Source organism: Microbulbifer weihaiensis (assembly GCF_048323715.1).
Classification (GTDB): Bacteria; Pseudomonadota; Gammaproteobacteria; order Pseudomonadales; family Cellvibrionaceae; genus Microbulbifer.
This window is the reverse complement of sequence record NZ_JBLWFL010000001.1, coordinates 307942-331653: the sequence shown is the minus strand read 5'-3', so window position 1 is coordinate 331653 and position 23712 is coordinate 307942. Positions and strand designations below refer to the sequence as shown.

Sequence of the window (23712 nt, the reverse complement as noted above, 5' to 3'; positions counted from 1 at the left end):
AGCCAAAAAAGCCCCGCGGAGCGGGGCAAATGTGGCTACCGAATGCGCATTCAAACTCAGAATTGAACGTTCAATCCCAGCTGGTAAGTGGGGCCATAGGTTTCCCGCAGGTACATCATGTGTCCGCTGGAGGCCGCATTACCCTCGAAGTACTGGATATTGCTTTCGTCTGTGATATTCACCGCATCGAAATACAGTTTGATGCTGTCGTTCACGCTGTACGTCGCTTTGATGTCGTAGGTCACGCCGGCATCCTGGTAAACATCCGCCCACGCATTACAGTTCTGTGCGTAACCGAGGGCCGCATCCGCCGCTATGTCGGTATCGGTACAGGAACCGATGCGCTTGAGGATTTCACTGCGGTAGTTAGTGATAAAGCGCACGGAGAAGTCATCATTCTCCCAACCAAGGGTGGTGTTCACAGTCACGTCCGCCTGTTCCGGCAGACGAATCTTGTCCGCACGTACGCTCGCACCCACATCCGCTTCGGAATTCAGCAGGGTGAAATTGGACTGAATGAAGAAGTTCGCCAGGATGCCTTCCATGAAGTACTGGTTGTAAGTGACCTCAAGACCGTAGACATCGGCCCCTTTACCATTCAGGAATGTCTGCGCGTTGGAGAGCTGCAGGTCGGACGGAATATTGAACATCGTCACCTGATTCACCGGCAGGGTGTACGGCAGGTCGGCCAGGTTCAGGTCTGCACCGGACACTTCCACAATGAAGTCATCGATCTGCTTGTAGAACGCCGCCGCCTGGATAAACAGGTTCTCATCCGCGTACCAACCCAGGGAAATATCGAAGTTGGTGGCAGTCATCGGATCCAGTTTCGGGTTGCCGATTTCCACGATGTTGTCCGAGGACATGGTCAGGTTCCGGGATTTGTACTCGTCCGTATAGTCCGCCTCTGCGATAGCACCCTGCAGGTCGGCCGGCCTGTCGGAACACTGGTCATCGCCTGCAAGACCCGCTGCGGCGTCGTAGTTACAGAAGATCACCCGGTCGCGTACCTGGGCATAGGCACGGGCCTCATCGAAGGATGGACGGGAGAACGATGTCCACAGCGACGCGCGCAACAGCAGGTCATCGCGCAGCTCATCGCGATAGTGCAGGCTCGGGAACAGGCCGCTGTAGGAGTTCGCGGTGTCGTCCAGCGGCACGGCAATATCGAACGACTCCAGCTGATCCGCACTCTCTTCGCGGTCGTTGCGAATGGAAAGATAACCGGTGGAGTTGAAGTCGGTCTTTTCATAACGTACACCCGCAATCAGGGCACCGGTTTCGGTGACCTGGAACTCACCCATGACGTAGGCAGCCGCGGTATCTTCCGTGATGTCATAGTCGTTGCGGGTACTTTCCAGCTCGCGCTCTTCCGGGTCGTAGTTGTCACCGATTTTACGCGTAGCGTCGATCAGCTGTTCCGCCGCGGCCTTGCTGATAAATGCGTGGTCAAACAGGGGATTGTCCGGGATAAAGGTTTCGTAATTTCCCAGTGCGGAACGCGCGGAGTCCTCACAGGCCTCGTCACCAGCACAGCCATAGAAATATTTATCGCGGGGATCCACGCTTATGCGGTTCTTGTCGCGGTTGCGCTCACGGTTTTTGATTTTGAAACCGGTTTTCACGAAGTTTACCGGGCCCATGTCGAAATCTTTACGCAAGTTCAGACTGGCCTGGTCGATGGTGTCTTCTCGATAGGCCTGCTCCATAAACAGGTTATCGTAGAGCATGTTCGCCTGAACCTGCTCGCCGACCAGGTAACCATTCGGGCCGACGTTACCGCCGGCCATGCTCTCGAGCCCGGCGAGCGTAGCAAGCTGGTCCGGGTGCACAATCTGGCCGTTGAGGAAGTCATCGCCAGTGCGGCCCAGCGCGGTAATGTCGCGCACACGGAACTGCACCCGGCGGCTGTCGGGCGTATCCTGGGTGGCGCTGGAATGCGTCAGCTCGTAGTCGAGGGTGTAACCGTTACCGAACAGGTTTTCACCGCCGAGCGCGAATACCTTGGTGTCGCTTTCGGATTCCTGCATGAAATACTGATGCTGCAGGTCGATGCCACCGCTGCCAAAAGTATTGGTGGCCGGGTCCAGGTACACGACCTCGTCGTCATCTGCCTGCCCCCAGCGGTAGTATTCGCGCATCGCGATGTCTTCATCGGTGTACACCGTGTTGCTGTAGCGGGCGTAGTACTTGCTGCTATCGTTGGGCCGGTATTCCAGGTCAAAAATGCCGGCGATACGTTCGCGCTCGGCGTTCTCCTGGCGATTCTGCAATTCAAACGGAATCAGCATCGGGCCATCCACACCGTCGACCGAAATGTAGCGCGGCAGGCTGCTGTCATGGGCGCGGGATTCATAGCCTTCGCTCACGCGATTTTCATAGGACAGTGAGTAGCTGAAGCCAATGGTTTCATTGGCAAAAATGTTAGTGCCCTGCAGGGTGAACTTGGGCGAGCTTTCGCCGCTCTGATCCTGGTAGGCACCCTGAGCGCGCAGCTTGACGGTGTTCTCTCCGCGATCCAGCGCGGAAATAGTGGTGACGTTGACGCTGCCACCGATCGAGTTCAGATCCATGTCCGGCGTCAGAGACTTCAGTACTTCGATGGACTGCAGTACATCCGCTGGCAGCGCATCGAGGGAGAAACCACGGCTTTCGGAGTCTGCCGGGCCACCGCCACTGTTGGCCATCTCGGAACCGTTCATCTGGACAGAGACAAAGCCCGGGCCCAGACCGCGCAGGTTGATAAATTTACCTTCGCCCTCGGAGCTCTGCAGGGTGATACCCGGCAGGCGCTGCAGGGATTCCGCCACGTTCTGGTCCGCGAAGTTACCGGAGTCATCCTGGGTGATGACGGAGCTGAATACGTTCTTGTCCCGCTCGGCCTGGCGGGCATTCAGTTCTGCGCTCTTTACCCCTTCGACGTAGACTTCCTCGACCGCAAAATCGGAAGAGCTTTCGTCTTCTGCCGGCTCGATCTGTTGTGCCGCTTCAGGCTGAATTCCCGTTTCGGTTTCAGCGTTCTGTGCAGCGAGACCAGCGGAATACCCGGAAGAAGTTTCTTCCTCCACCGTTTCAATCTGTTGTGCTTCCACCTGCTGCGGCTGCGCTTCGGTCTCAGCTTGCTGAGCTTCCTGGGCTGCCAGACTGGTGGAGGCGGCCATGGCAATGGCCACGGCGAGAATCTGTTTTTTATAGGTCATTTTGACTCTCCCATCTCCCTTGTTCTTAGGCAATGTGCCAATTGCGGCTGCACCCGCAGGTGCAGCCGTCTTTCGCTATTTTTACTGGTACTCGATAACCAGGTTATCGATGGCAACCGGAGTATCCACGCGGCTGTCGCAGCGGAACTGAATGAATGAGGTGGCAGTCCCCACGAGGTAACCGGTCTCATCCGGGCTAACCGTGATGGTCACCGGGCCGGTTGCGCTGTCGGTATCGGAGATAACGCCGACCAGCTTCTCGAAGATCTTCGAATCACCGCCGTGGATCGACTGATCCGAACTGGTTCCATCGTTGTCGACATACAATTGGCATTTGCCATCGTCATCCGCAGGGTGGTCATTGGTGATCACGTCAAAGCGGATGATGTACGGTTTACTCAGGTCGATATCGCCGCGGGTGGTAGTGTCCAGGTCTGTGGTGGTTTTGTCTGCGCCGTCCGGATCCCCCAGGGTGAAGCGCGCGTTGAAAAAGCTGAGCGCGCCTCCGGCTACCGCGATGCGGGATGCCGCGTTGTTGGCGTTGTAGAACGGCAAGACCGGGTTGCTGGAAATACTCTTGTATGCGGCGGTAAACAGGCTGCTGCTGGCGCCATCGCCGTCGCTGGCAGCGTCAAAGTTTTCACTCAGCACCAGGTTGGGATCTACTTCAGGCTCCTGGCCGTCACCCGCGTATTCCGCCAGATCGCCGATATCGGAGGGCAGCTCGCCCACCAGTTGCTCCGGGGTCAGGCTGGCAGCAGTGGCGCTATCGCTCCACACCATCCAGTCCACATCCGCATAGAAAGCGCTGCTGGAGCCCTCACCAATACGCAACTGGCTGGTGGAGGAACCGCCGTCACGGCCGTTACCGACAAAGCTGCCCTCTTCAACACCGTCGCGGTAGACCGTTGCGGTGATGTAATCGGTACCCGCTGTGGCCGGGTCGTTTACCGTGAAGGTGACCTGATAGGTGTGGAACCCATCACTCATGTCCATGTCGATTTCCGCGGTTTCCTCATCACCGTCGGCCTCGAGGGTGGAAAGGAAGCGCTCCAACTGCAGCTTGCCGCTGTCAGGACGCAGGACGGTTTTGATGCGCGCCGGACCGCGGCCATCAATACCGGCATCCCCGAGGTGGGTTTCGATTTCAAAACCGCGCGCACCCTGGCTCGCTGCGTAAGCAGTATCGATACGCGCAATAAAGGTGAAGTATTTCGGATAGGTAGCCGCGTCGCCGGCGATAATTCCGGTAAGGTCACCGACGGGCTTGGCATCGGCACCGATGGTGTCGAGGTTCATTACGCCCAGCTCGCTGGTGCTGAAGAACGGCTCCTCCTCCGGATCCATGGCGAAGTTTGCGTCTTCACTGCCGTTGATCACAACAGAGCCGAAGGTACCCGGGTGGGTACACCCATCGTACAGGTTCCAGAGGATGCCGTTGGCCGGGGATGGATTCACCTGCTCGGTTACCGTGCAGCTGTCACCCACGGGCGCTTCAGGTGTGGCGGTCGCTGGAGCACTCCAGTCAGACGGCCCAACATTGTTCACCGCACGTACCCATACGTAGTACTCACTGCCATTTTCCAGATCGGTGAGGGTGGTATCGGATTTCTCCAGTCCCTCGACCAGGGTCGCGGCAGCAATGTCGCTACTGGTGCCATAGGCCACATCATAGGTGGCGGCTCCCAGTACGGAGTCCCAGCTCACTGACATCTGCGCGTCCGTCGCAAACAGGCTCAGGCCCTCCGGCACATCCGGCGCTGTGGCGGGCTGGAATGGGGTACAGGCCGGCAGATCCGCCTGGCCGTTTTCAGTCTGCTTCTCGATCAACAGGTCGTCGATGATTGCGGTACCGCCACTGGACACCCGGAATTGCAGGAAGGATTGCTCGGTACCCACCAGTGCAGGGACATCCAGCACCGGCTCACCATCCTGTTGCAGGTACACATCCCCGGGCACATTGATCACTACCCGTTTGCCCACGACCAGTGCATCGGTGGGCACGTCAAAAATAATGGAATCGCTTCCATGCAGGGAGTTCGCTTCACCGGTGGAGTTGTTGTCTACATAGATCTGGGTCTTGCTGCTTGAGCCACTGGCAGAGGCCACGCAGAAAGAAATGCGGTAGGGCTCGGACAGGTCGAGTTCACCCCAACCTGCTGCGGCACTGCCGCTGGTCGAGTTTTTCTTGGGGTCGGCAACCTCACCGGCGAGTTCGGAACGGGTCTGGGCAATACTGAAGCGGGCGTTACTCACCAGCAGCGATGGGTCGCCGTTATCGCTGATAATCGCGAGACGGGTTTTATCCACCGCCGGCCCGTTGTTGGGATCGTCTTCGAGGAAGAAACAGCAGGTGGGGTAATAGAAGTACGGGAACGCATCTTCGTACTCGCTGTTTTCTTGCGCTGTCGCCAGGGACTTGTAGTTGTCGCTGAAGAAATCGATTGTGTCACTGTCATCGAAACCGGTGTATTCACCAAAGTTTTCCAGCAACGGAAGCGGGGTGTTGACGATGCCACTCTCTTCTGGCGGCACCACTACGACGGGAGGTGGCTCGGGGAGATCTGCAATATCCCCCTCTCCGGCGCTGTTGTCGCTGCCGCTCCCGCAGGCAGTCAGGGTTCCCATAATACAGAGCGCAAGCGCAGACTGAGTCCAGCGTAAAGCTTTCATCCTCACCTCATCTCTCATGTTCAATCGTTATTTTTATGAGCCTGGATACCACTAAGGCCCAGCTTCTAATACTTATTGGTTTGGCAATGAAAACAGATTGGTTTGGCATAGACAAGGCCAAACCGTAATTGGTAAGGGAGTTTTTGATGACCAATACCGCGAGCGTGGATTTGCCGGACAAAATGCCCAATTGTTGTGCAATTTTGCGACGATTATGTAGTGAAATTACACGGCATTACCTCGTAAAACGCGAACTTATCCGCAAAAGCGCTTAGTAATACACCCGAAATTTGGCCTGACCAAAACAAAAGTGGAACTGAAATTGGCAATCGGAGTTTTGTTTATCTGCCGAACCGCACCTCAAATGCAGAGGAGTGGCTTGCCAGCAACGCTGGCTTTTACTCAGCTTCCCAATGGCTGTCAGACCACTGGCGTGCAAACCCGATACGGCATAGCTTGCGCATTATGTTTTCGCCTCGCGTGACGAGTGCGCCCCGCCACAAATGCCGGCAAAGGCGAATATTCCTATCCGGAGAAATACAAATGCCGCGCAAAAACGCGGCATTTGTACTTTGGGAAAACGCCCCGGACAGCAACGTATTGCTGCGGAGCGCCTTTCAGCTGGTTACTGAGTCAACTGGATATCTTCGAAGGTAAAACTCTGGCTGCCTGAGCCATTGGGTGCAGCAAACAGTCCGACACTGGCAGTATCCGGCAGTCCGGAAAGGCCACCGCCGCCGAGGCCGCTATAGGTCGCACCCCCATCAATGGAATAGCTCGCAGTGTAATTTTCGCCACTGCGCTCCAGCTTCAGGTACAGGCTGTCTCCGGCGGCAACCGGGGTACTTCCGGTTTTACCCCAACTACCACCCGCTGCAGTCACATGACCATAACTGGCCACCAGATTAACGGTGGCATCTTCAGTCAGGTCGTTGACACTCGCATGCCCGAAAACCGAACTGGTTGCGCTGGCAGTATCGCATTCACACAGCATCAGGCCAGCGGGGAACTGATAGGACGCATTTTCCCGCAAGGTACCTACCGACTTGACCCTGGCAATGAGAGTGAAATCACCGGTTACCTGCTGGGACACCATGTAGAAAGACATTTTTGTGCTTTCAAACTTGCCGCCCTGGGCGGTAAAGGTCACGCTGTCCTCGGTCTGTGCGTCAATGCTGCCGCTGATACCGGTAGTACTGCCTCCCAGCACAATGCCATTACCGCTCCAGGCTTCCGCAGGTGCGGTTTCAATCACACAGTGGTCATCACTGGTATCTTCCGGATACGGATCCCAGCCTTCACCGCCATTCCAGCTGGAGAAAATCTGCGCGCGCGAGCAGAAGCGGCTGGCCACTTCCTCCTCGCTCAACAGATAGCAGCTGCCGTTGCTGTCACAGCGATTGCTCAGATCCAGCGGATTGCCACCGAGGTCGGTGCTGCCGTATTCACGCCAGCCCGCATCGGCCGATGCCGCACCCGGGTTAGGTGCAGGCTGGCTGTTGATGCCGGCATAGGCCCAGCCAATGCCTGCCACGTGGGAATCCATGGCGGTATTGATGAAAGTGACATTGTCGTAGTAACTGCTATTGCCACCGCTGCGCGCAAGATAAGTACTGCCTGGTTCGATGGTGACACCGGTAGGGCCTGCAGCCTGGGTGAGTTTTGAGTTCAGGAACACAAAGCCCGGCGCGCTCGCTACCGGAGTGCGCGCCTGCAGGACATATCCGCCACTACCTGTGGAACCGGCTTCGAACTTGGAGTCGCCCAATGAGCGGATCTCGGTTTCCTCAAACACGGTTGCGGTGCTGTAGCCCCAGATGAAATCCACATTGCCGGCAACCAGTGAGTTGAAGAACCAGTTGTACCCCTTCAACAGCAGTGTGTCCTGCTCGGAAATAAAAGCGGCATCGCGCACAATCAGGCGACCGTCACTGTTGAAGTAAATGGTTTCCGCCTGATCGCCCGCACCGGTGCGGCGGTGGGTATTTTCGATGGTGAGGTCTTCCAGCATGAGCAGGTCGCTGCTCTTGACCAGGAACAGGGCACGATTGTCACTGCCGCTATTCAACCCCTCGTAGTTTTCATAATGAATCCGCGTCTGATCAGCCCCGGCCCCCTTGATGGTCAGGTTGTTCTTACCGGTCAGGAACAGCGGCTCGCGGTAGCTGCCCGCGGCAATGGTGATCGTTGCCGGATCGTTCGCACCTACATTTTCCATCACATAATTCAGTGCACCCTGCACAGTCCGGAAGTCGGCAGCACCATCATCGTCGACCGTCACGTCGGCACCTGCGGGTCCCGCCGCGCGGGTGGTGAATGTCCATCCGGCATTTTTGCCGAGGCCGGCAAAGGTCACACCATTGAGTTCGGTACCGCTTACCAGTTCGCTACTGATCACCACATAATATTCAACGCCCTGCTCCAGCATTGCGGTATGCGGAGAGATGGTGAGGGTGTTGCCTTCCACCACAAACGGATTTACCGCGATAGTGCGGGCACTGCCCTGCCCCAGGTAGCCCAGCGTGTCGGCTTCACCACCTGCGCGGATGACGTCCACCTCGCTGTCATCGTCGGCGCGGAAGATACGCACTGAGCCAACCTCAGCATTCAACGTTGGCACACCGTCAAAGGTAATGCTAAGCCGCGTATCTTCGTACTCGCCGGTAGCACCCGGTAGCGGCGTCACCTTCGCACTGATATCCCCATAGTCCACCGCCGGCATCGCAAACGCCTTGGCGATTTCTGCGTGCACCGTGCGCTGCAGGCTGCTGTCGGAGCCACTGGTAAACGTGATGTCGGCAGTACCTTCGGCGAGCGGATTGAGCGTAACGGCTGTGCCATTCACTGTCACGGAAACGACGGAGGCATCGCTGGATACCACACTAAACGTATCCGCGGTAACACCATCACTTTTCACCGCGGTGACATTGATCTGCAGTGGCGGATCCCCGGCGGTGGCGACCCAGGCCGGCTCGGCGTAGTCGATGGTGAGCTGCACCGGTTTGACAGCCGGGTCGCCGACTTTTACGTAATCCACTTCAAACGAGCGGTTATAGGTAAAGAATCCGATCAGGCCGGCCGCGTTATACTGGCTGGCATCATCGGTGTAGGTACCCAGCTCTTCGCCATCCAGATACACCGTTACGCTGCTGCCTACCAGATCGTAACGCACGGTATACCAGGTGCCATCCACGCCATCCTGGGTACCCAGCACGAGCGGTTTCCCCGCTTGCACCAGACGGCTGACCGAACCGGTGGCACCGCCATCCGGCGTTGACGCATGGCCCGCTTCCACCTGGGTGGATTCACTGCTGCTCTGCATGTTCAGGCCGCCGAAATACCATTGCAACGGCCCCTGGTAGCGGCCTATGCCATACAGGTATTTATTACCGGTATTGCTGTTGTTACGGGGGCGAATGCGGTACTCAACAAAATAGTCCGCCGGGACACTGCCAAAGGCTTCCGGCTTCACCAGGATCAACTCACCTTCGCGCAGGTTTACCCCGCGGGTGCCGGCGGTAAAGCGCAGGGATTTGCTGCTGCCATCGTCGAGGATGTCGAACGTGCCCGGATCGGCAAGGCCGTAGCCATCGATCACTGCATCCCAGGTACTGGCGAATTCACCATCTTCAAAATCGTCACAAAAATAGAGGCCGGTTTCCGGGCAGATGAAGGCCGTTGGTTCAGGCTCTGGCTCGGGCTCGGGCTCGGGCTCTGGTTCAGGCTCTGGTTCAGGCTCTGGTTCGGGCTCTGGTTCGGGCTCTGGTTCGGGCTCTGGTTCGGGCTCTGGTTCGGGCTCTGGTTCGGGCTCTGGTTCGGGACCTGGTTCGGGCTCCGGTTCCGCCTTCACGATCGGCTCCAGCTCGACAAGTTCTTTTTTGGTTCCGTCATCACTACAGCCGCCCAACAGGCTGCCGAGCAATGCGGCCATCAAAACGCCGTGAACTCTCATCGGCTTCTCCTTTTTGTTATCTGCTCTCTTGTTTTAATTCCGCTGACCATCTCTGAATCAGCGGTGTATCCACCGCCCTGCTCATTCCCCCAATAGAACTGCGGCAGGGCGGATGAATGTGTAACCCAGATAAAAACGCACGAACCCATCCACCAGATGGTGGCTGGGTTCGCCATTCACATCAGTCGGTGGACTACGCTTACTGGCAGGCGACCTCCCCAAGACCGATGACATAGCTCTGGTCAAAACCTAATGGTGAGTTGAACGGGATCTCGCCATTTTTTCCGGCCGTGGCGATGATGTAGTCGGCCATCGCCTGGCTCGCAGGCAGGTTCTGCGCAGCCATCACATCGCGGGAGTACTGGGTGTAATCCAGGGACAGGTCACCCACCGAACCGGAGGCATTGGTGATCTCGTACTCAATTGCCGGATCCAGGTTGCAGGCGGCGTCAGAGAACCACAGCAGGGAGCCGTCGGTGCGGAAATTGCCATCCGCCACATCCCGTGCGAGTTCATCACCACGCTCAGTCAACGCCTGTATCGGGTCATCTTTTTCCTGGAAATCCCGGTTGATCAGGAACATGTTGTCCTGCCACAGCACACTCGCACCCACGCGCACACTCAGAATGTCCTTGCGGTAGTTCATGAAGAAGTTATTGAACATGTGCGAAGTACCGCGACGGATCAGCGGAATACGGCGCAAGGTATTTCCCAGACTGCTGTAGTGGTCGTCGGTCGTGACAAACATGTTGTGGTGCATGGTGGTGCGAATCTGCTCATTGATGGTTCGACTGTCACTGGAACCATGCAGGGCCGCACGTTTTACATTCACCAGCTTGTTGAAGCTCATGGTGATGTTGTAGGCACCCACTTTCACATCAAACGCCGAGTCACCGGTGGTATCGAAGGTGTTCTTGTGAATCCAGATTTCATGAGACGCGCCGGTGTTGCGAATCATGTCCGGATCCAGGCCGTGATCTTCGGTATGGCCGGCGCCGCGGAAATGCAGATGGGTCAGGATCACGTGCTCGGCAGTCTGGGTAGGCGCGCCACTGCTGTCGGCACCGATGGCAAAACCATTGAAGCGGAAGTAGGCGTTGGCCTGACGGCCGTCGAGGGTTTTGTGGGAACCGATCTTGGTATTGCGGATCGGCAGGCTGGCGTTGTTCAGGCGATTATTGAAAAACTCTGCCATACAGGCGTCGTGATCACTGTAACCGTTGTCCGCACACCACTGGCGGTAATCAATACACTGCGCTTCGGTGCCGCCAATCGCAGCCTGCACCGCCGCATCGCCGCAGTTATTGCGGTACATCGCCACTTCGGACTCACTGGCAAAATCAAACTTGTCGAACACGATCCAGTTGTAGTCGTCACCGGTGACCGCATCGAGAATCTGCTGCTCAACCGAGCGTCCCTGTGGATCATTTTTGGTGATGACGGTCAGCTGACTGTTGCCGTTCGGGTCGTAACCACCCATGGCATTTTCACCGTAGCCGACGGCGCGGCCGAGCGTCTGGAACAGGCACTCGACAATTTCCTGGTCGGTATCCAGCTCGGCAGAATCCCGCCAGTTCACATTCGGATCGGTGGCCAGGGTGTAGCAGGCATTGCTCACCTCTGGAGACGGGAAAGCGCCGCCAGACGAACTACCTCCAGAGGAAGAGCTTGATGAACTGCTGCTGGTCGATCCGCCAGAGGACGAACTGCTGCTCGAGCTGGTTGTGCCTCCCGAAGAGGAGCTACTGCTGGAGGAACTGGTGGTGCCACCGGAAGAGGAGCTGCTACTGGAGGCACTGCCACCGGCACAGTCACCGGCTTCCGGGGCAACCCCGGTTACAGAAAGGCTGTCGATATTGGCAAGGCCGCTGCCGCCAGTCGCTTCCAGGCGGATTTCGTTATAGCCCGCAACAAGATTGACACTTATCGAGGCACTGTCGGTGTAGTTGCTCCAGGCACCGGTATCCGCCATGGCCACACTGCCCTGGCTGCTGCCATTCACCAGCACTGCGGCCGGGCGATCACCGGATCCATTGGCAAAGCGCCACTGCAATGTGTAGGCGCCTGCCACCGGAACCACCACCGACCAGCCCACGCCCATGCCGGCACTGTTGTCGGTGTTGGCGTAGCCGGCACCGGTAAAGCCTGCGTGTTCACTCTCCAGTGCACCGTCTACCGCGCAGAAACCAGCCTCGGCCTCCTCCAGTTTCAGGGTGGATACCGCCGTGACAATTACCGCATCGTCGCCGTTGGAGTTGGTCACGACACCCGCGGTATCAGTCACCTTGATCCAGTAGTAGTAGTTACCGTCCGCCAGGCCAGCATCCGTGTAGCTATTGCCGGCAACACTGGTAGCGATCCTCACACGACCACTCGGATCGGGATCCGTATCCCGATATACCTCCTGGTTCTGGATATCGATATTGGTAACATTCCAGTTGAGGTGGGCGTCGGAACCGGAAGTGGTTACCGCGAGATCCACCGTGCCACCGGAACTGCTGCCGCCGGAGCTGGATGAACTGCCGGAACTGGTACCACCAGAGGAAGAACCCACGTCACCGCTAGCGTTATAGATTTCCAGCTCGGCAATCTGCGGTGCACTGCTGGCGCTGTCGATCATCAGGTTGATCTTGTCCATGCTCACATCGCCGAGGTAAACCTGCATCTCGCTGCCAATGCTGCTACCGGATGCCAGTTCAGCACCGGTGTCGTTATTTACCAGGCGCCAGCCCCGCACAGCATTACCAATCTCGCGGATGATCACCGTGTTGAAAATGCTACCGAAGTTTTTCGCGGAGATGCGCTCGCCGCTGGTGGACGATGGCTGCCAGTAGGTGGTGAGGTCGCCATCCACTGCGTTGCCGTAACTGGTACCGCCGCCTTTACTGGTACCGTCGGCATCACCGGACAACGCCAGGTTGGGGCCGAGCTCAGCTGGCACACCGCCACCCGAGCTGCCGGTGCCCCCGGAGCTGGATGAGGACGAAGAACTCGACGAGGAGCTGGTGCCCCCGGAGCTGGAGGAACCACTGGAAGTACTGCCACCGGAAGATGAAGAAGACGAAGAGCCCGGATCAACCTCACAGGCACCATCAGATACGAGCAATCCGGTATTGGCACCCGCAGCAGCGAGCACGATCTGCGGCACACACGCGGCGTCATCCAGACTGTAACTGTAGGGAATATTGACCGTGGTTGTGGACACGGGATTCGGGCCGGCGGGATGGTTGTCGGTACCCTCTGCAGTCCAGGTAATGTTCGACCATATATTGCCGTTCACTTCCCAGTAACCCATGTCGTCGGTGTAGAAAGTCCCGAGCGGATCTTTCGAGTCCTCGAAGTAATTGTGCTCCGCCTTCATCACACCGCCGATACGCGGATTCATGCCGGACGCGTTCAACTGGCGATAGTAATTGTTGTAGGCATGCGCCGTAGCGTGGCGCAACAACGGTGTACGGGAATCGATGTTTTCGTACAGGTTGTGGTGAAACGTCACCGGGCCGTTGTTGTCGTCGGTGTCGCTGGAGCCGACGAGACCGCCGCGACCGGAGTTGCGCAGAATGCTGTAAGAAAGGGTGACGTACTTGGTTTCCGCCTTCATATCGAACAGCGCGTCATAGCCTTCGCTTTCACCACCGGAGGCTTCCAGGGTGAGGTGGTCGGCCCACACGTTGTACACATTGCTTTCCATACCGATGGCATCGCCACCATTGGACGTGGGCGAACCGGATTTTTTTACGTTCCGCACGTGCAGGTTCTGCAGGATGATGTTGGACGCGCTGCGCAGATGGATACCCAGCTCATCGAACAGTGCACCGCTGCCGACTCCAATGATCGAGACGTTGCTGACTTCCTTGATCTCGATCTTGTCTTCGGCGGTATTACAGCTGGCGCCGGATACCTTGGTGGTATTGCCGTGGTTGATGACGCCTTCGACGTGAATGATGATCGGCGTATCACTGGAAGCGCGATTGCACAGTGCCTGGTGGATTTCTGTTCCGGTGGTTGCGTAGACAACTTCACCACCGGCGCCGCCGGTTGTCCCGCCGTTCAGGGAGGCAAACCCGTCATCTGCGGTAACACCCGCGGACACGAGGCTGCCCAGCAATGCACCCAGCATTGCCGTTTTCTTCAGCTCAAATTGCATGTGACCTTCCGTTTTTATTATTGCGTAGTTGGTAAGGACGACCGGCCGCGGAGAGTTGCCCCGGGATACTACGGAAGGGGAGTCGGACCAATCATCATCGCTGTGGGCGGGATACAGCGGGGTCCGCCCTATTCACTGGTTTGCCATTATTGTTGTTTCAAGTGCTCTTCAGCAGAAAATTGGCAATACCAAAAAGATAGGAGAGGTTAGCCAGTTATAAAATAACTGTAAAGCCTGTTAACGATATTGTTTGGCCAAACTTAGGGAATTGTGCGTTGAATCGATCACCAGATTCCTCCAACAGCAGCGCCAGTGGCGCCAATAGCCCCATCCAGGCACACGCTGACGCTAAATTACACAATAAAAACGATTTTTGACGGTAATCAGATCGGGGCACGCAGGAAAAATAAACCGGCGTGTAAGTTCGTTCGGCTGACCAATAGCACATGGGCATAAAAAAGCCGGGCTATAAGCCCGGCGAAGTTCCATCCTGATGATGATGCAAGGTAAACAAATCTAGATTAGTGGTAATACCACTCTACGCTTCGAATAGTGATCCAACAAAGCGTCATTCAATCAACCCAAGTGCCCGCGGCAGGAATTCGCTGATCGCAGGCACCAGGGTGACCAGAGCCAGCACCACAAACATCATCAGGTACATCGGCAAGAGCGGGCGAATCAGCGCGGTAATTGATGTCTTGGAAATACTCGCACCCACAAACAGCACACTGCCCACCGGCGGCGTGCACAGCCCGATACACAGGTTGAGGATCATCACAATGCCGAACTGCAGCGGTGACATACCCAGCTCGGTAACCACTGGCAGGAAGATCGGGGTGAAAATCAGCACCGCCGGCGTCATATCCATAAATGCGCCAACGGCGAGCAGGATCAGGTTGATGGTCAGCAGGATCAACAGTGGGTTTTCGCTGAGAGTGATCAATGCCTGGCTGATGGTCTGCGGAATATTCTGGTACGACATGATCCACGACATCGCCGAAGAGGCCGCAATCAGGAACATCACGATCGCCGTGGTTTCCACGGATTTGGTCAGCAACGCCGGCAATTCACCCCACTTCACTTCCTTATAAACCGCACAGGACAAAAGCAGCGAGTAGAGCACGGCCACGGCGCTGGCTTCCGTGGCGGTGAAGAAACCGCTGATGATGCCGCCAATTACGATAAAAATCAGAAACAGGCTGGGTACCGCATCCACCGTCTTCTGCACGGCCTCTTTCAGCGTGGGCTTTTCACCCACCGGATAGCCTTTCGCTTTTGCCCAGATACCGCACACCACCATCAGGCCGAGTGCCAGTAAAAGCCCCGGCAGGTAACCGGCAATAAACAGCGCGGCGATGGAAACGCCACCACTGGCAAGGGAAAATACGATCAAAATATTACTGGGCGGAATCAACAGGCCGGTTGTGGAAGATGCAACTGTCACCGCCGTATTGAAATTCTTGTCATAGCCTTCTTTGGTCATCGAAGGAATCATGAAGCCGCCGATGGCCGAAGTCGCCGCCACCGCAGAACCGGAAATGGAACCAAACAGCGTGCAGCTGATGATATTCACGAACGCCAGGCCGCCGGGCAACATGCCGACAAGAACCCGGGCAAAGTCGATGATGCGCCGGGCAATGCCGCCGCTGCCCATCAGCATGCCGGAGAAAATAAAAAACGGGATTGCAAGCAATGCAAAACTGTCGATACCGCTGGCCATACGCTGGGCCATGGTGATCATGGCGGGATCAAAATCGATGGTGCACAGCATGGTCAGCACGGTAGCCGCACCGATGCTGATGGAAATGGGCACATTCAGGGCGAGCAGGATCAGAAAACTGACCAGCAGTACGATAACGGCAACTTCCACGGTGTCTCTCCTCGCTCAGGCTTCTGCAGCTTCGGGCTGTTTCTGTTTTTCTTTTTGCTCGCTCATCACACCGCCAGACTCCAGGCCTTCGCTGTAGGGATGAACATCCGAGTCGAAATCCGCCGGCAGCTCGACTTTCGCCCTGACCAGCTCGACGAGGTGATCAACAGAAAACAGGCAGATCAGCAGGCCGGACAGCGGCAGGACGCTGTAGACGTAGCCCATGGGAATATTCAGTGCCGCTGAGTACTGCTCCAACTCGAAGGTCAGCAGCATCAGTTTGCTGCCGCCGTACACCATCGCTCCGGCAGCGAAAACAAAGCACACCATTACGACAAAAATCTGCAGGAATTTGCGCGCATTGCCATGCAGCGCGTTGGTGAGCAGGTCGATGCCCAGGTGGGAGCGCTTGCGGTACGCGAAGGCGCCGCCGAGCAGGCCAATCCACACCAGCAGGTACCGCGCCAGCTCTTCCGTATACGAGCTCGGCTGCATGGGCAGAAAACGGGTCAGGATCTGCCAGGTTACATCCAGCACCATCAGTGCCAGCAATGCAGCCAGCACAGTACCCAGTGCTTTTTCAACTTTTTGCATCATCTTTTGCGTTCCACTTTTTATGGTTATTTAGTGGGCTTTTATTTTTTATTAATTCTTATCTTACAAGTGACTGCTTTCAGGCGAAAACTTCTGCTCGCATGAAAGCAGGCTCCTGCGGGCTGGCCTGATTCCTCGCCAACCGGACTAATTTATTGCTTTTATTTCTGCCAGCAGCGCGCCAACTTCGGTGCCTTCATAGCTGTCATGCAGGGGCTTTACCGCATCGATAAACGGCTGCTTATCCGGGTAGATCACTTCCACACCGGCTGCCTTGACCGCGGCCAGGGATTCCTCGGTGGACTCCTGCCACAGCGTGCGCTGGTAATCGACGGCTTCATCGACAGCCTGTTGCAGCCAGCCCTGCTGCTGCGGGTTCAGCTTGTTCCACACCTCGGTGCTGATCAGCAGCAGATCCGGCACATAGGTGTGCTCATCCAGGGTGTAGTACTTGGAGACTTCGTAGTGCTTGGAGAGGTAGAAACTGGGCGGGTTGTTTTCCGCACCATTGACCACACCCTGCTGCAGTGCGGTGTAGAGTTCGCCCCAGCTCACCGGGGTGGCGGCACCACCCAGGGTGTTTACCATTTTGATCGCGGTCTGGCTGTTCTGAACGCGGATTTTCTGCCCGTTCAGATCCGCCGGGGTCTGCACGGCCACATCGTTCATGTAGAAACTGCGGCTGCCGGCATCCAGATAACCCAGGCCGCGCAGGCGCGCGCGCTCACAGGCTACCAGCAGGTCTTTGCCGATATCGCTCTGCAGCACATTCCAGAAATGCTCGGAGTCGCGGAACACATAGGGGAGATTGAAGACCTTCATCTCCGGCACAAACCCCTCCATGGGGCTGGCGGAGACCTTGGTCATGGCCAGGCTGCCAATCTGCAGCAGTTCGATCAGTTCGCGCTCGCTGCCCAGCTGGCCGCCGGAATAGATATCGATGCGCATGGAGTCGCCGGACAGCTCCCGCAGGCGCTCATCCATAAACACCATGGCGCGGTGTACGGAGTGCTGCTGATCCAGAGTGTGTGCGAGCTTGAGCGCCACCTGGGATTCCTTGAACCCACAGCTGGCCAGTATCAGCGCGGAGCCTGCCAGCGCCGCAACCAACAACCGGCGAGTACCGCGGCCGCTGAGACAATACGCGCCGCAGGCGCTGGGCCAACGAAAGAACCTTCTCGTTATCATCATCGTTTTACCTGCGATTTATTTCTTATCGATTTACAGGTTTTCTGGTGCTTGCTGCTGCTCATCGCCAGCGGAAGACCAAACTGGTCAGGCCATTGTATCGACAGCGGTCAGGCGGCGCAATGCAATGGCGCCCATTCCCTGATCGTGGTTTTCGCAGAAAAGGGGTGCAGGGGGGAGCCCAAAGGCTCGGCCCGCACTAAAGATGAATATAGCGCCAACTCAACGTCTTTTTAACCTGCGATGAGAGTCACTCAACAGGCTTCCGGCGCCGACGACTGCGCCGCGCTCACAAATTCAGGCAGCGGGATGATGGCGCCCCGGTAACCGATGACCTGTGCGGCACAGCGATTACCTGCGGCAATGGATGCCTCCGGGCTCGTACCTTGCAACCTCGCCGCCAGATAGCCAGCATTGAAGGAGTCGCCAGCGCCGGTGGTATCCACGACCAGCGCCACTGGTGGCACACCGACGGCGGTAAGTTCACCCTCGTAGTGCAACAGTACCGGTTCGGCACCGCGCTTGATCACAAGCTCTGCCATGCCGTGACCACGGTTGCGCTGCAGGCACTCTGCAACGTCTATATCGCCCCACAGGGCCTGCTCGTCTTCGAAGGTGAGCAGTGCCATATCGGTGACTGCCATAAAGGCCGCGACCACTTCACGGGCCTCTTGCGCCGAGCGCCACAGGCGGGGGCGGTAGTTGCTGTCGAAGGCCACGCGGCCGCCGGCGGCGCGGTATTCGCGCAGGAAACCGAGCAGCTCAGTGCGGGCGCTGGCGGTCATAATTGCGAGGGTAATACCGGAAAGGTACAGGCAAGCCATCTGGAGCAGATGCGCCTTCAGCAGTTCGCGACGCACTGGATCGGCAAACAGTTCCCGCGCTGGTGCCTCGCCGCGCCAGTAGGTGAAGTAACGCTCGCCATCAGCGGTATTCTGGATCATGTAGAGTCCGGGACAGCGCCCCGGCAAGCGCGCGATGGCGCTGGTATCGATGCCTTCACCTTCGAGCCGGGTGAGTACTTCCTCACTGTAGGGGTCATCCCCCAGCAGGGTTACGTAACTGACTGATACGCCGTAACGGGCGGCATACACCGCGGTGTTATAGGTGTCTCCGGCGTAGGACTGACGCAACAGCGCACGCCCCTGCTCGCCTGCCTGGCCCGCCACCTGCGGTGCCAGCTCAACCATTACCTCTCCCAGTGCCGCCAGTTTCACTCGACTCTCCCGCTGTACATTTGTGCTTGTTATCTTTTGGCTTCCATGACCACGCGCCCCGAATAGTAAAGGCTATCAGGGCTGCAGACAAAATGCCTTACCAGAATGGTTGACTGGTATAACCAATTTTTGGCACCATGACAACACTCGGTGCTGTTGATGCACTGGGGTTTTCTCCATCGCCTGGCGCATTGGGTTATTGAAGCTGGTTTGGGCTTCCTTTTCCCCAGTTTTGGCGCACACCGCCCGCTCCCTACAGGCCGTCGCCGAGGGAGCCGGCCTTTTTCCCTGTTGTACCCCACATTTAAACTCGATCAGGGACGACAGTTGCGCATAGGCATGATTGCCTAAGTGGCGATGAGAACATACAAGAATAAACAGGGGCTGGACGCTTAACTCCGGCCACCCCAAAAACAACCCGAAAATCTGGAAGCATCCGAAATGACACGCCCCCTGATTCTGCATCCCGACCGTCTGTTTCCGGCCGATAAGGTCAGCCGGGATATCGCGCGCAAGCTCTACGAGAGCGTCAAGGATCTGCCGATCATCAGCCCACATGGACACACGGATCCTTCCTGGTTTGCCGACAACCAGCCTTTCGGTAATCCGACCAATCTGCTGATCCGCCCGGATCACTATGTATTCCGCATGCTCTATTCCCAGGGTATTCCGCTGGAGAGTCTGGGCATCCGCACCCACGACGGCACGCCGGTTGAACAGGATCCTCGCAAGATCTGGCAGATTTTTGCGGAAAACTACTACCTGTTCCGCGGTACACCATCGCGCACCTGGCTGGATACCGTTTTTCACGATGTGTTCGAGCTGGATGTGCAGCTTAATGGCGACACCGCCCAGGAATACTACGAGCGTATCGACAGTTACCTGCGCCAGCCGGCGTTCCTGCCGCGCGCACTGTTTGAGCGTTTCAATATCGAGGTGATTGCTACCACCGAGTCGCCGCTGGACGACTTGCGCCATCACCAGAAGATCCTGGACAGTGGCTGGAAAGGTCGCGTGATCACCGCCTTCCGCCCGGATCCTGTGCTCGATCCGGAATTTGAAGGCTTTGTGGATAACCTGGCGCAGCTGGCGGAAATCACCGGTGAAGATACCTCTTCCTGGGCTGGCTACCTGGCGGCGTTGCGCAATCGCCGGGAATTCTTCAAAAAGATGGGCGCGACCTCGACCGACCACGGCCACCCCACTGCCACTACTGCGAACCTGTCGCCGGCGGAAGCAGAAGCGCTGTTTATGAAAGTGCGCGATGGCAATTGCAGCGCGGCCGATGCGGAGCTGTTCCGCGGGCAGATGCTGACCGAGATGGCGCGCATGAGCATTGAGGATGGCTTGGTGATGCAGATTCACCCGGGCTCGTTCCGCAACCATAACAAGGTGGTGTTTGAGCGCTTCGGCCGCGATAAGGGCTGTGACATTCCTTCCCAGACCGACTATGTGCACGCGCTGCAGCCTTTGCTGGAAGCGGTGGGTAATGAGCCAAACCTGAGCATCATTCTGTTTACCCTGGATGAAACCAGCTACAGCCGCGAACTGGCGCCGCTGGCAGGTCACTACCCGGCGCTGAAGCTGGGCCCGGCCTGGTGGTTCCACGACAGCCCGGAAGGCATGCGTCGTTTCCGTGAGCAGGTGACCGAGACCGCTGGTTTCTACAATACCGTAGGCTTCAATGATGACACCCGCGCGTTCCTGTCCATTCCCGCCCGTCACGATGTGGCACGCCGTATGGACTGCACCTGGCTGGCACAACTGGTCGCGGACCACCGCCTGCAGGAAGACGAAGCCTTCGAACTGGCCGCGGACCTCGCCTACAATCTGGCGAAGAAAGCCTACAAGCTCTGATTCTAATCCGTGCTCTGGTGCTCTGTTGCTAGTTCAGTGGCGCCGGAGCACCGGGGATATGTTTTCAGAACCGCTGTGAACCCATCCCTGGGCGCTGCGTCGCAAACATCCTGTTTGCGACGCTTCTGAAAACATATCCCCGGCACTCCTGCTTAAATTCAGCCGCGTTACTTCGTAAGCGAATACGAATTCGCTCAACCGAGTAGAAAAATATGAGCCAAGAAAGACTCAACAACAGCATTCTCGAAAACCTCCCTCCCGAGGTCATCAAACCCGCCTACGACCGCAATGAAGTCACTCCCGGCATCGTGCATCTGGGCATCGGCGCATTCCACCGCGCGCACCAGGCGTGGTACACCGAAAACCGTATTGCCGCCGGGGAGAATAGCTGGGGCATTATCGGCGCGAGCCTGCGCTCCCCCGGTGTGCGCGATCAGCTGGTGCCGCAAAACGGCCTGTACTCCTTAGTGGAAAAATCCAATGCCGGCACCAAGGTGCAGATCATCGGTGCCGTAAGCGATGTGTATGTAGCCCCGGAAAGCCCGCAGCAGCTATTGGAGTTGCTGGCGCGCGAAGAAATTCGGATCGTCTCCCTGACCATTACCGAGAAGGGGTATTGTCACGACCCCGCCAGCGGTAACCTGAACCCGCAGCATCCGGATGTGGTGCACGACCTGGAAAATCCCGGGCAGCCTAAATCCGCACTGGGTTTTATCGTCGGTGCGCTGAAGTTACGCAAGGCGCGTGGCCTGCCGGGCTTTACCGTTCTGTCCTGCGATAACCTGCCGTCCAACGGCAAGCTGCTGGGCCGCGTGCTGGTGCAGTATGCGCAACAGGTTGACGCCGAGCTTGCGGCGTGGATCGCGGATAATACGACTACTCCTGCGACCATGGTCGACCGCATTGTACCCGCGACGACTGACGCAGACCGCGATGAGCTGGAAGCGTTACTGGGCTGTCGCGATGAGGCGGCGGTGATGGCGGAGCCTTTCTCACAATGGGTAGTAGAAGACAATTTTCTGCGCGGCCGCCCGGATTGGGACAAGGCCGGCGCGACCTTTGTGGACGATGTAGAGGTCTATGAGCTGATCAAGCTGCGCCTGCTGAACGGCAGCCACTCCATGCTGGCGTACAGCGGCTATCTCGCGGGCTTTGAGACCGTTGCCGAGGTGATGGCGGAGCCGGCATTCAACAAGCTGGCATTGCACTTTATGAAGACCGAGGCCACGACATCCATCGAGGTGCCAACGGATTTTGATGTTGCCGCCTATCAGGCACAGCTGATTGAACGATTTGAAAACCGCGCGCTGCGGCACCGCACCTGGCAGATCGCGATGGACGGCTCGCAGAAGATTCCCCAGCGCTGGCTGGGCACCCTCCGTCACCAGCTGGAAACTCAGGGTCCGATCGATGTGCTGAGCTTTGCCCTCGCCAACTGGATCCGCTACGTGTCCGCCGTAGATGAATCCGGAAATGCAATTGAGGTTTCAGACCCTCTGGCGGCGCAGCTGAAAGAGCTGCACGACCATCAGTCCGGCAATCCCCACGCACTGACTGCGGCTTTCCTCGCTTTTACCCCGGTATTTGGCGATGACCTCCGCCACAACGAGCGCCTGCAGGAAGCGGTGGCCGAATGGCTGGAAAAGCTTTCCGAAAATGGCACCCTGGCTTGTGTACGCGAACGCTTCAGCGCTGTGTAAATAATTCTGTTTGGATCATTCTTGTTTTTGTAGTCATCGCTTGAATCTCCAGTATTCGAGCATTATTCAGGCCCGCGGTGAATGCCGCGGGCTTTTTTTTTGCTGCCGAAGATTGGCGCTACTCCGGTTTATCCTCGGATGGAAATTCGCTGTTGTCGTGCTCGGGATTGTCTGGCCCCCACGCATCCTCATCGGCCATATTCGGCAACTGGTGGGCGATGCCGCGGTGGCAGTCGATGCAGGTCGCATTACCGGTAGCCAGCTGCGTGGAGTGCAGGCGCCGCGCCCGTTCACTCTGCACGCTGAAGTCCATATATTCGAAGTCGTGGCAATTGCGGCATTCGAGTGAATCGTTAGCTTTCAGCCGCGCCCACTCGTGCTTGGCCAGCTCCAGACGCTTGTCGAGAAACTTTTCGCGGGTATTTATCGTCCCGAAAATCTTGCCCCAGACTTCTTTTGACGCCTGCATTTTGCGCGCTATTTTGTGCGTCCATTCATGGGGCACATGGCAGTCCGGGCAGGTAGCACGTACGCCGGAGCGGTTTGTCCAGTGCACCGTACCTTTCAGTTCCTGATACACATTGTCGTGCATCTCGTGGCAGCTGATACAGAATTTCTCCGTATTGGTCGCTTCCAGTGCGGTGTTGAAACCGCCCCAGAATATGATCCCGGCAATAAAGCCAGATAACAGTAGAAAACCAAGGCTGAATGCGATCGGTGGTTCGCGCAGCGTCTGCCAGTAGCTTTTAACCCATTTGATCATTACACACTTCCCGCAGCTTGCTTGTTTCGCACCTCACCAGGCCTACTCTCCGCTCTCGGAGGACTGCTTGCCTTTCTGGTTGCGCATAAGAATATCCACATCCTGGAAAGTGTTACCCACCGGTGGCTTCGCGCTGGTTTGCGGTACGTGGCATTGCAGACAGAAGTAACGTCTTGGCGCTACGGTTGCCAAAACCTGGAAATCCCGATCCATGAAATGCGTAATACTGATCATGGGTGCCCCACTGACACCGGTCTGGATGCGCGTGTGGCAGTCGAGGCAGCGATTATTGTTTTTGTCGATCTGATAATCGCGAATGGTATGCGGGATGGTGGGTGGCTGCTCCGGGTAGGCTCGAACCCGCTTTTCTTGCGCATTTACCGGATCGGCTATTTGTTGCGGGGTAAGTTCCTCAAAGAGCGTTCCGCCCTTGCGGATGCCGTCAGGTCCCGGCGTGGGCGGGAACTGCTCGGCGATCGTGGCCAAACCGCACGCGAGGATGATAACTGCCGCGACTGCGGCAAATACCTGCTTTCTGTTCATGATCTCAC

12 protein-coding genes are annotated in these 23712 nt (G+C 57.2%); 2 read left to right on the top strand and 10 right to left on the bottom strand.

Annotation, left to right across the window (positions count from 1 at the left end; all coding sequences use genetic code 11):
* Positions 1-56: 56 nt before the first annotated feature.
* From ACNKU7_RS01365 to ACNKU7_RS01330, 8 genes are all read right to left on the bottom strand, one after another.
* The gene (locus ACNKU7_RS01365) at positions 57-3200 is read right to left on the bottom strand and encodes a TonB-dependent receptor (RefSeq protein ID WP_418295158.1); all 3144 of its coding nucleotides are present in this window, start codon (positions 3198-3200) and stop codon (positions 57-59) included.
* 81 nt (positions 3201-3281) lie between these two features.
* Positions 3282-5873: a fibronectin type III domain-containing protein gene (locus ACNKU7_RS01360; RefSeq protein ID WP_418295157.1), complete on the bottom strand. Its 2592-nt coding sequence runs from the start codon at positions 5871-5873 to the stop codon at positions 3282-3284.
* A 625-nt stretch (positions 5874-6498) separates the two neighbouring features.
* Positions 6499-9825: a pectinesterase family protein gene (locus ACNKU7_RS01355; RefSeq protein WP_418295156.1), complete on the bottom strand. Its 3327-nt coding sequence runs from the start codon at positions 9823-9825 to the stop codon at positions 6499-6501.
* Between the two features lie 199 nt (positions 9826-10024).
* Positions 10025-13972, bottom strand: a complete 3948-nt coding sequence (locus ACNKU7_RS01350) for a pectate lyase family protein (protein ID WP_418295155.1) — start codon at positions 13970-13972, stop codon at positions 10025-10027.
* Between the two features lie 568 nt (positions 13973-14540).
* Entirely contained in the window at positions 14541-15842 is a 1302-nt protein-coding gene (locus ACNKU7_RS01345; protein WP_418295154.1) for a TRAP transporter large permease, read from the bottom strand.
* A gap of 15 nt (positions 15843-15857) precedes the next feature.
* Positions 15858-16439, bottom strand: a complete 582-nt coding sequence (locus ACNKU7_RS01340; RefSeq protein ID WP_418295153.1) for a TRAP transporter small permease — start codon at positions 16437-16439, stop codon at positions 15858-15860.
* A 144-nt stretch (positions 16440-16583) separates the two neighbouring features.
* Positions 16584-17516: a TRAP transporter substrate-binding protein gene (locus ACNKU7_RS01335; protein WP_418295633.1), complete on the bottom strand. Its 933-nt coding sequence runs from the start codon at positions 17514-17516 to the stop codon at positions 16584-16586.
* A 362-nt stretch (positions 17517-17878) separates the two neighbouring features.
* Positions 17879-18841 carry a sugar kinase gene (locus ACNKU7_RS01330; RefSeq protein ID WP_418295152.1) on the bottom strand — a complete coding sequence of 321 codons (963 nt, stop codon included), beginning with the start codon at positions 18839-18841 and terminating at the stop codon, positions 17879-17881.
* A 441-nt stretch (positions 18842-19282) separates the two neighbouring features.
* Between ACNKU7_RS01330 and uxaC the strand changes: the two genes are divergently transcribed.
* Together uxaC and ACNKU7_RS01320 are read left to right on the top strand one after the other, a co-directional pair.
* Positions 19283-20698, top strand: a complete 1416-nt coding sequence (gene uxaC / locus ACNKU7_RS01325; protein WP_418295151.1) for a glucuronate isomerase — start codon at positions 19283-19285, stop codon at positions 20696-20698.
* A gap of 212 nt (positions 20699-20910) precedes the next feature.
* On the top strand, positions 20911-22398 hold the full coding sequence (locus ACNKU7_RS01320; protein WP_418295150.1) for a mannitol dehydrogenase family protein: 1488 nt from the start codon (positions 20911-20913) through the stop codon (positions 22396-22398).
* Positions 22399-22516: 118 nt separating this feature from the next.
* On the opposite strand, the gene ACNKU7_RS01315 is transcribed toward ACNKU7_RS01320, so the two are convergent.
* Together ACNKU7_RS01315 and ACNKU7_RS01310 are read right to left on the bottom strand one after the other, a co-directional pair.
* Entirely contained in the window at positions 22517-23161 is a 645-nt protein-coding gene (locus ACNKU7_RS01315; protein ID WP_418295149.1) for a cytochrome c3 family protein, read from the bottom strand.
* Positions 23162-23203: 42 nt separating this feature from the next.
* A complete protein-coding gene (locus ACNKU7_RS01310; RefSeq protein WP_418295148.1) occupies positions 23204-23704 on the bottom strand; it encodes a nitrate reductase cytochrome c-type subunit in 501 nt (166 codons plus the stop codon).
* Positions 23705-23712 lie beyond the last annotated feature (8 nt).